This window comes from Methylocucumis oryzae (assembly GCF_000963695.1).
Classification (GTDB): Bacteria; Pseudomonadota; Gammaproteobacteria; order Methylococcales; family Methylomonadaceae; genus Methylovulum; species Methylovulum oryzae.
On record NZ_LAJX01000284.1, the window covers coordinates 1 to 3,685 of the forward strand.

At 50.0% G+C, this 3,685-nt stretch carries 4 protein-coding genes; all 4 read right to left on the reverse strand.

Going from position 1 to position 3,685, the window contains the following annotated elements:
* Positions 1-69 precede the first annotated feature (69 nt).
* The 4 genes from VZ94_RS20140 to VZ94_RS20155 all read right to left on the reverse strand — a co-directional run bounded on the left by VZ94_RS20140 (position 70) and on the right by VZ94_RS20155 (position 3,542).
* Positions 70-411, reverse strand: coding sequence for a hypothetical protein (locus VZ94_RS20140; RefSeq protein ID WP_045780599.1), 342 nt, complete (start codon positions 409-411; stop codon positions 70-72).
* 175 nt (positions 412-586) lie between these two features.
* Positions 587-2,773 (reverse strand): YfjI family protein, encoded by a 2,187-nt coding sequence (locus VZ94_RS20145; protein WP_045780600.1) that lies wholly within the window; start codon positions 2,771-2,773, stop codon positions 587-589.
* Complete coding sequence (locus tag VZ94_RS20150) at positions 2,773-3,063, reverse strand: CHC2 zinc finger domain-containing protein (protein ID WP_052700776.1); 291 nt, start codon at positions 3,061-3,063, stop codon at positions 2,773-2,775. Before VZ94_RS20150 ends, VZ94_RS20145 begins: the two co-directional genes overlap by 1 nt.
* Before the next feature lie 122 nt (positions 3,064-3,185).
* Positions 3,186-3,542: a hypothetical protein gene (locus VZ94_RS20155; RefSeq protein ID WP_045780601.1), complete on the reverse strand. Its 357-nt coding sequence runs from the start codon at positions 3,540-3,542 to the stop codon at positions 3,186-3,188.
* Positions 3,543-3,685 lie beyond the last annotated feature (143 nt).

The window sequence follows — 3,685 nt, forward strand, 5'->3', positions numbered from 1 at the left end:
TTCAATTTAAAGACCTACTACGCCATTTTGACGTAATAGGCTAACCCGTTTTCCAATAACGTAAAGCTTTTATTCCTTATCAACCATCAACGAATAAGCGTTATAAGACCTGCCTGCTGGGCCTTGCTTTTTGCCCAAAAAGGTTATTGCTACCAGGTCGCCTTCAGTCGCACCCTGTGCTTTAAGATTATCCTTTAACCAAGGTGTTAGCCATGCTGCGGTGGTTTGGCCGTTTTCATCCTTAATTAAAATCTGATAATTTTCCCCATAAATGCCCACGGCCTTTTGGCTTCCAATGTACTCGCCTATAAGCGACTCATTCGGTTCAGGCTGCCATACCTCTATCGGAGCATTTGCACGGGCTTTAAGTGCGTTAATACGGTCATTCAACGTCATCAATTCAGTATTCATCTTCGCAATTCCTTGCCGGGTTGTCCGGCGTTTTTGTTAAATCTTATGCCATTTTGGGGCGAACAAGTTTTGTTACTTTTCAGTTCTTTTTTTTCTAAAAAATGCTTACACCTCGCAACCGCTAAAATGGCTAAAATAATTTAGCGGTTTTAGCGGGTTCATACTTAGCGAGTTTTTATAGAAAAACAGGGTTGATGTGATACTCTGGCAAAGGTGGCCGCCCCCGGTTTCCAGTGGCGGTTTTGCGCGTCATCCTCAGCCAGCTTTCATCAATCAGGATATTGCAGGCTGCGTCCACTTCCTGCTTGTCCTTTAAACCGTGCCAACCCTTGTCATAAACCGCTTTGCTGGTGAAGGGACTTGGCAAAGCCTTTGCTTTTATCTTGGCCGCCAATCTTACCGCTGCTTCATGTTCTGGACTTTCAGCCATTGCATAAATCCGCCGTGCGTGACTTTCTAAGTAATCACACCATTGAACCGCTAAATTAGCCGCTGTTGCTGATATATTGCCGCTTGCTTTACCATCAGCAATATCAATACAGTGGAAAATCAGCGCAAGACTAGGCATTAATGAGCGAAACTTACCAAAATGCTCCACCATTAACGGGTTTTCTTCCTGCTTGATTTTTACGGTCTGCAATTCGGTTAACCAGGCATTAAACAAGGCTTGCGCGTCATCGGTGAAGCGGAAATAAGGCCGGTCGTCATGCTCGCCTTGAGCCGCGCCATATTGCTTAAAATCCAGTTCCGCCAAGGCTTGCAGGATGTTAAACGCTCGCTGTCTGTCGGCTTTGTTCGGCGCGGTGTCGATTAGCTCCCAGTGTTCCGGCTCATCAGGCCACACGGCAAGCTGTAAGCGTTGCATTAAGCCGTCATTGTGACCTTTCATGGCTTGGTACAAATAGCGCTTTAACTTATCCGGCTGAATGCCGCCTAACAGTGATATGCAGATACTCGGCGCTTCGGTCAAGCCGCGCCCAATTTTAAAATCGGTATAACTGCCGTTGCCGTTCCAACCCTCCAGAAAATAGGCGCGTTCGTCTTGGCAGTCTTCCCGTTCCCAACGAACAAGCAAACCGGGTAACTCATCTCGGCGAACCAATATGCCGCGCGGATTTTGGCTTTGCAAAACCGTCATACTTTGGATGCTGGTTTCGTCTGTCAGGAACAAGCGCCGTGTGGCTTCCTGTTCGGCGTATTTAGATAACTCCATATAATCGGCTTTGAGTTTCGCCATGTCAGTTGGGTCTACAACTCTGTCTTTGCCTTTACCCTTGGCTTTTCCTGTAACTTGCGCCTTTACATCGTCAAGCATTGCCTTGTTTGCCAACAATTCAAATTCAGCCCCTGCCTTTTCTTGCTCGAAGCGTTTGCCATAGTCGGCTTGCAGCCGTTCCAGCAATTGCAGAGCTTCATTCATACATGGCGATTTCAACGTAGAAGGCCGCCCAATACATGCGCCCCATAAGTTCGGGATAACTTCCCAATCGTCGCGCTGTTTGGGGCGTATGCCGCAACCCGCGCCGATAACTGAGCCGGTCATCACTAGCGCCGATATTACAGCAAAGTCGGGCGGTGTTTGCATTCTATGGGACACGTCCGCCAGCCAAGGCCGGAAAGGTTCCGGTATTAATTCGGTGGGCAAGGCTTGAACCGGTGGGGTTTTGGTTTCGATTACGCCCGGCGTTTCCCAGTCAAAAGCGCTAGAGTCGGAACCCGCTAAACTGGCTAAACCCCAATCATTCGGCACGGGTTCGGCTTTATTCAGCAAGGTTCGCAGTTCGGATTTCGCCCAACTAGTGCTTGATTCCGGAAAAGGCAAGTAACCATCCCAATCGGGTTCAAAGCCTTGCAGCCAGTCCACCACGTCGCCGCCGTCCGGCAAGTCTGGCAAGCGCAACACTTTAACCGCCGGTGGCGCTGCCAAGGCCGATAGCGCAGCGTAAACGTCCCGTGCGTAGTGTTTGCCGGGTTCGTCGTTATCAGGCAATAGATACGCTAATTTGAAGCCGTTTAGCGGTGTCCAGTCGGCTTTATTCGCAGCCTGTGCGCCGCCTAACGAAGTGACCGCCACAATACCTAGGCCATGCAAAGCCGCCGCCGATTTCTCGCCCTCGACGATAAAAACGGCTTTATCTATCGGATGATTTGCTAATCTTTCAAGGCCGAATAAAGGCCGCGTTTCCGCGTCGATTCCGGCATGAAAGCCGGAACCGTTACTTTTAAAAAACGGGACAATATCCTTTTTGCCGTCGCCGTTTTGGTAGCGCCCAACGTGGCCGAATACCGAGCCATCCTTAGCGCGATACGTCCAGTAATGCACCAGGGGCTTGCCTTTGTAAGTTTGCGGGATTGCGTCCATTACAGCCCCCAATCGCGCGCCAGTTGCGCCAAAGCTTCAACAAACTTCAGGCCGTGCAAGGCCATCGTAAAAGCGATAACATCGCCGCCCGCAGCATCGCAAGCAAAGCACCGATAAGCGCCGGTTTGCAGATTCACGCGGAAAGAACCGGGCTTGTTGTCGGCATGGAAAGGACAAAGGCCGCCATCGTTCCAACCTGATTGTTTTAATCGCGCGTCAGGTAGTTCATGGCGGTAAAAATCAGCCGGGTTAACTGCTTCCTTGATATAATCGGCTCGCAATTTAGTCATGTTGTGCCTGCCTTGCGTGGGCGGTAGCCGCCGCCCTTACTTCATATTCCTTGACCGCCTCGACAAACAGCCGCCCGCGTTCGCCTGCCGCCCGGATTGTTTCCGGTTCCAGCCAATACCGCTTAAAACTTTGCTCTCCGTCCGGTTTTGTCGGTCGTAGGGCCATCTAACCATTCGTCCGCTATCAGCCAGCCTTGGCGGTTCCGTAATACTTCAATCGGACTTGAAAGCCGATAGCTCGCTGAATGGTTTTGAAAGTCGCGGTGGGTTATCTTTTGGCCTTGCAGCATTAAAGCCAAAGCTCTTCCGGTCAGAGTGTCAGCGCGTGGAAAAATAAGGGCGTTCATCACTTGCCCCCTTGGTTTTGCTTTTCGACACAAGCGAAAAAACTCCGCTTCATCGATTAAGACACGTCGCCCAACCCGCTTAAACGCGCTAGCAAAGCCATTAGTTTTTTGATTGAAGATTAAATGACGCAATCCGCCTTGTGGCGTAACCGTTCAATCTAGCCACGTTGTTTTCTAAAAGACATTCTGATCCTTAACTGTCTCGGAATTTGCCGTTGCAAAAGGCAGCAACTCATCGATACGACTGTTGGGCCAAGTCGGTAATTTTTCCAAAG